The organism is Nostoc sp. FACHB-888 (assembly GCF_014696655.1).
In the GTDB taxonomy this organism is placed as follows: domain Bacteria; phylum Cyanobacteriota; class Cyanobacteriia; order Cyanobacteriales; family Nostocaceae; genus Nostoc.
This window is the reverse complement of record NZ_JACJQM010000240.1, coordinates 1-5,540: the sequence shown is the minus strand read 5'-3', so window position 1 is coordinate 5,540 and position 5,540 is coordinate 1. Positions and strand designations below refer to the sequence as shown.

The following is a 5,540-nucleotide window of genomic DNA, read 5'->3' as shown; positions in this document are numbered from 1 at the left end:
TAACCTAGTAGTGCTAATGTACTATAGAACTAGTAATATAGTATTTTATTAAGCACCAGTTAACCTAACTTTCTAATGCTTCACTCCTCATATCTTGCACCAGCGCCAAAAACCGGGTTTCTTGCGATTGCTGCAATCTGGAAACCTTGATTCTTCGTTGATAAACCCGGTTTTTCAGGTCTTGTTGAGAATGGTGCAAGATGTCAGACTCTGCTTCCAAGTGAGAAAGATAGTTCACGTAGATATGAATGCTTGCGGGGCTACAAAAAGGGCTAGGATGCAGATAAAATAAGCCTCATAGCTCTCTCCCCTTGTTGATAATACTTTCGCTTATTAGGAGCTAGTGTCATTAACTCAGCCACCAATTCATAAGAATTTTCCATAAAATTGACCCAGTTAGACCCATATAATCCAATATAAAAACTGCTATGACGGCGAACTGTCCTCAAGAATTCTTTAATTCGACCGACATATTTTTGAACACCCATACGTTTAATTTTTTGACCAGATATAGTTGCAGCTGTATAGGCAAGTGAGATTAATAATATTAAGGAAATTAACCGTTGCCCTGATACATTAGTATCTTCATGCGTTAAGCTGTTGCGCCTACAATTTGCATATAATAAAGATGAATATAACTTCGGTTACAGATTTTTATGCCGGCTATTGGCTTTCTAAGCTTAGAACAAAAACAACATTTACAACAGTTATTAAAACAGAGCGATCGCTCTGAGATGAGAGAGCGAGTTTTGATACTGTTATTGATGAATGATGGGAGAACACAAGAAGAAATAGCAGGATTAATCGGTTGTTCTCGTAGAACAGTAGCATATTGGTGCGTGCATGGAGATCCAGATACGATAGAAAGCTTAGAAGACGGTAGAAGAAAAAGAGAATATAGAAAAGTTAATCAAGTTTACATAGATAAACTCTTAGAGATAGTAGAGAAAGAACCAAGCGAATTAGGTTATGAATTTGGTCGATGGACAGCAGAAAGATTATCAACATATTTAGAGAAAGAAACAGGATTAAAAATAAGCAGTTCTCAAGTAAGGAAGATATTAAAAAGAAAAAAGTATGCTTACCTTTGGGCAAAGTATAGTCTAGAGGATAGACAAAATGCAGAGAAAAGAAAAGAATTTAAAGAAAAGTTTCAAAATTATTTATCAATAGTAAAAGAAAACCCAAAGCTTTATCAGATATGGTTTTGGGATGAGAGTGGTTTTAGTTTACGAGTATTAAGAAGGAAAACTTGGGGTAAAAAAGGAAAAAGAAAAAAAGTTACCGGAAAACGTAGTAGAGGTCGAGTAAACGTGATGGGAGGTTTGAGGCTATCTGATAAAAAGCGGGTATGTTATTTTATTGAAAGAGGTAATTCAGAAACCTTTTATGAGCAACTAAAACATCTGCACGAATTTGTATTAAAAGAATGGTTGGCTTTAGGGAATAGTCAAGAATGCTTTTACAAATATGGGCCAAAAATAATTATATTTTCAGACAATGCAAGTTACCATAAACGTAAAGATATATGCGCCGATATAGAAAAGAATCTACCGAATATTATTCTTGAATATCTTTCTGCTTATAGCCCTGATTTTAATCTAATTGAATTAGTTTGGCATTCATGTAAAGAATATATAGCTCATCGACTGTTTCAATCAGTATGTGAACTAAAGTCTACCTTAAATAAACTCTTAAATGATGGAGAGCTTATTATTAAATGGGGAAGAAAAATAAAAAATAAGGGAAATGCTATTTGTGCAAATTAAAAGCACAACAGCTTATAACCACCACTCTTAAAATCTCTAAACATCTCTTCAATATCAAACCGTTGTTTATAAGCTTTAATACTAAACTCTAAAGTATCAAAATTAGTGAGAATAAACCAGCCCTCCAAGGCGTGCAACTCCAAAACGTTTACGTTTCCATTTAGCAGCAAGGTTAAAGCTGATAAATCCTGTAGATTTGGTATACCTAACACCCTGATAAAAGAACGAAACTCCAGGTGATAAACCTGAATCTTTTAATTGCAGCCAAACTTCAGGTTCTATCTCTATAAATGCATCTTTTTTTAGACGCAAGCAAAAGTACACTTTCTTCTCTGTGAGCCAGTTAGCTAGTTTTACAGCAGCATTTCTCTCTATCTGCTAATACAACACTTTTATAATTATTAAAAAGGGGTAATGTTGTATCAGTCGGGGTAGCGAATAAAAGTAAGAAGAGTTGCTAGCATCCGATTTCATGAGAGTTAACTATATTTTTCTAAGGCAGGCATTGTAAATACAAGCAAACGCTTTACTATAAAGTTTGAGGCGATTGAGAGAATTTTTCTCGAGTAATAATATCCAATTCCGGAATTTTACAACACAGAGAAATCCGGTCATGTATGTACTAAAAAAAGCTTATTCCCAATTTCCGAGTAGTTGCAATAAGAGACATAAAAATGTCCCACGCCTTAGAGGCTGTTTGAAAAGTTTTGAAAGGTCAAATTTTATGCTAATCGCCTCACCATGATCCGGATCATGGCAAGGTAGATAAACGTTTCCGATGTTTCCGGTAATAACTCATAGTCTCTGACCAAGCGCCGACATCCCATCAGCCAACCAAAAGTGCGCTCAACTACCCAACGTTTTTTGAGCAAGACAAAGCATGAAGGTTTCTTCAGGTCGCAAAACCACCTGCACAATCCAACGAAAAACGTCCATGACCCACTGCATGAACGGCTCATAATCATTGCCGCCATCTACCCAAATGGTTGTTAAACGAGATATCTGGTTGTGAGACTGTTTGACCCGTTTGAGAACTTGTTTACCCCCTTCACGTTCACCGACATTGGCTGCTGTTACCAAGACCCGTAAAACAAGCCCCAAGGTATCAACTGTCATAAATCGCTTGCGTCATGCAAATTTTCTTGCCCGCATCAAAGCCCACGGATTGACTAACCATTGCCGCACTCTTAACGCTTTGACTGTCGATGATTCCTTCCGATGGACTTCGATGGCGCTCCTGCAAGGGTCCGTGTCCACTGCCGGAGATTATCGTGAATTTTCAACCACGTTCCGTTTTTACGCCAGTTGCGAAAATATGTGTATACTGTCTGCCATACCGGAAAATCTCCTGGCAGCGGTAAGCGAAGCTATGCCGAAGGCTTATCGCCATCTAACTCCTTCTACTAGAACATAGAATATCCCATTGAGCACTTCCCACATCTCGACTTCACGCTTGCGACCACCGGGTTTGGATTCTGGAATCAGGTCACTGAGAAATTCATATTGGGCGTAGGTCAGGTTGCTGGGGTAAGCTTTACTCATGTTGCTCACGAGAGTGCTGTGTACTATCTATTCGCAGCTTACACTGAGAGAGCTTTTTTACAACCTGACCGACTTTTCAAACAGCCTCTAAGATAGGTCAGATTTTAAGTACCTCGGCAAAATTAATTATACATTTTCTTGAAAAATAGAAATCCCTGGAATCTTGTTCTGTTCCATGTTCCCCGTTCCTCGTTCCCTTCCCAAAATGTGCAATTTATTTTGCACGACTACTTACCTGGGTTTCCAGCGTAAGCATCTGTTACTTAATGAGAAGCGAATTGGTAAGTTGATAATTTTGAATGCAAGGTTAATTGCTGTTAACTAACAACACCTTGCTACTAACTTCACTAACCATTTCTCAAAAATTTAGTCAGTAAGATTGTGATTTCCTATCAACACAGCTATAACGATTGATACATCTATTGAATAATTATCTCAGCACAGATAGATGACAAAAATCAAATTTTATGGATTACATATTAAGCGTTATCACTTCTGATATTTAGCATATTTTAACTTGATACTAGCTAGACGTTAAATTATTAACATCTAGCTAAAGATTTAAACGTAGACCAAATTAGTCTAGAATCAACTAATTAGGCAGCAATTCTCATTTTGAAATAAATAAGATATTAACCAAGTATTTGTAAATAGCTTGTTATAAAAAGCGAGTATATTGTGTTTCTGTATACAAGTTTCTTGCAAGAAGAATCGTCCTTCAGGTTGCGTGCTATTTAAATCTAAAGACAGGGAATTTTCGTGTTCAGGGTAATTACTATCGAAATATCAAAGAAATGTTGAGTTTTATTGAGGAATATTAACAATGCAATCTAACACTGCTACTGAAAAACCCCCTGTTACTAAAGCTTACAATGGCAAAGACCGGAATGACTTGCTCTTTGGCTGGAATCCCCAAGCTGAACTTTGGAACGGGCGCTTTGCGATGATTGGCTTCCTTGCTTACCTACTTTGGGATCTAAATGGCTATAGCGTAGTTCGTAACTTGCTTCACTTAGTTGGTTAGACTTTTTTCTTCATGGTTGTGGGTTAGGATCTATCTAATGAGATGTTTAACCCTTCAAAGCTTTCACTTACTTATACCTCCACATTGTCAACCCAATTCGCAATTTGCAATTAAATCAGCGGGAGCTTGTACCCACCACTGAATTAAGACCACCAACCTACGGTATGGTGGGGGCTAGGGCGGCCGCATCATGTCAATAAGTAAGCTCTATTGAGAACATAGTTAAAACCAATGTCATTAGATTTTGCTTATTGCGAAAATTTTAGGCGTTGGCGTAGCCCGCCGCAGGCATCGCTTTGGAGCTTAAAAAATAATCAAGCGCGAAATCCTGATTTTTTCGTTGGTTCTTAACCTTCATTGTGATCAAGAGTAATTTAGATGCGTTTGCCCTGGGTGGGGGCTTGTACCCACTTTTAGGCAATTAGTCAATTAATTCGCTTTTTTGCCCTAATAAAAATTGCGAATTGCGAATGGGCGAAAAAGTGAGTTGTTTGGTTAAAATTAGTGATTCCCTTGCTCGCAGTTTGGGTTGGAGTAGCATTTCGACTGTATCAGTATTGTTATGTTCCGACTACTGTCTCTTGAAATTCAGGTTTTAGAGCCTATCCTATCTCTTATCTTTTTTATAGGTATTTGTACATTAAGTATTTTTCTATTGTGGTCTATCTGGGTATCTGCACACACTGGAATTGCCAATGTAAAGCGTTTGCATCAAATTAAGTGTGTAGATTGTCGATACTTTACAAATGATTTTCGTCTTAAATGTACGGTACACCCCACTGATGCTCTCACTGAAGAAGCGATCAATTGCTCTGATTTTTGTGACAAAAATCAACCCGTCCGAAAATTAACATCCTCACTTTATTGAGTTCGTTTGGTAAAGCAAACCCGATTTGCTTCTACTGTGCCTACTCAATCACTGTTAACTTTCTTGTTTTTCTCAAATTTTTCAGGAGTAAATAACTATGTCTCACTTTCGTAGCTTTCCCACCAAACTCACTGATGCCCAAATCCTAAAGGCAACGTTACTTGATTTAGGACTCCGTGTGATTACAGACGGTTTTGTTCGTGGCGTCAACGGTCAACTAACTCATGCAGATGTCATTGCTGTTCTTGAAGGCGAATGTGACATTGGCTGGTCTAGCAATGTTGATGGAACTTTTGATTTTATTGCTGATGTGCCGGGTGTTGCTATCAAGCACAAC

4 protein-coding genes and 3 pseudogenes are annotated in these 5,540 nt (G+C 37.8%); 3 read left to right on the top strand and 4 right to left on the bottom strand.

Going from position 1 to position 5,540, the window contains the following annotated elements; translation table 11 throughout:
• Nucleotides 1-64: 64 nt before the first annotated feature.
• Both H6G26_RS37850 and H6G26_RS37845 read right to left on the bottom strand, forming a co-directional pair.
• On the bottom strand, nucleotides 65-238 hold the full coding sequence (locus tag H6G26_RS37850) for a hypothetical protein (RefSeq protein ID WP_190736797.1): 174 nt from the start codon (nucleotides 236-238) through the stop codon (nucleotides 65-67).
• A gap of 34 nt (nucleotides 239-272) precedes the next feature.
• Nucleotides 273-587 (bottom strand): annotated as a pseudogene (locus tag H6G26_RS37845) (IS4 family transposase); the annotation flags it as partial.
• A 69-nt stretch (nucleotides 588-656) separates the two neighbouring features.
• Between H6G26_RS37845 and H6G26_RS37840 the strand changes: the two are divergent.
• A complete protein-coding gene (locus H6G26_RS37840) occupies nucleotides 657-1,769 on the top strand; it encodes an IS630 family transposase (RefSeq protein WP_190736795.1) in 1,113 nt (370 codons plus the stop codon).
• Between the two features lie 8 nt (nucleotides 1,770-1,777).
• Here the strand turns inward: H6G26_RS37840 and H6G26_RS43430 are convergent.
• Together H6G26_RS43430 and H6G26_RS37830 are read right to left on the bottom strand one after the other, a co-directional pair.
• A pseudogene (locus H6G26_RS43430) lies at nucleotides 1,778-2,184 on the bottom strand (transposase); the annotation flags it as partial.
• A 307-nt stretch (nucleotides 2,185-2,491) separates the two neighbouring features.
• A pseudogene (locus tag H6G26_RS37830) lies at nucleotides 2,492-3,311 on the bottom strand (IS5 family transposase).
• An 823-nt stretch (nucleotides 3,312-4,134) separates the two neighbouring features.
• Here H6G26_RS37830 and H6G26_RS37825 point away from each other — a divergent pair.
• On the top strand, nucleotides 4,135-4,335 hold the full coding sequence (locus H6G26_RS37825; protein WP_190736791.1) for a chlorophyll a/b-binding protein: 201 nt from the start codon (nucleotides 4,135-4,137) through the stop codon (nucleotides 4,333-4,335).
• A gap of 965 nt (nucleotides 4,336-5,300) precedes the next feature.
• A partial coding sequence (locus tag H6G26_RS37820; RefSeq protein WP_190736789.1) for a DUF1257 domain-containing protein occupies nucleotides 5,301-5,540 on the top strand: 240 nt, incomplete at its 3' end.

Bases quoted from the DNA above. Each gene is read 5' to 3' on its own strand.
- H6G26_RS37840 (WP_190736795.1), top strand. From the start codon at position 657: ATGCCGGCTATTGGCTTTCTAAGCTTAGAACAAAAACAACATTTACAA.
- H6G26_RS37825 (WP_190736791.1), top strand. From the start codon at position 4,135: ATGCAATCTAACACTGCTACTGAAAAACCCCCTGTTACTAAAGCTTAC.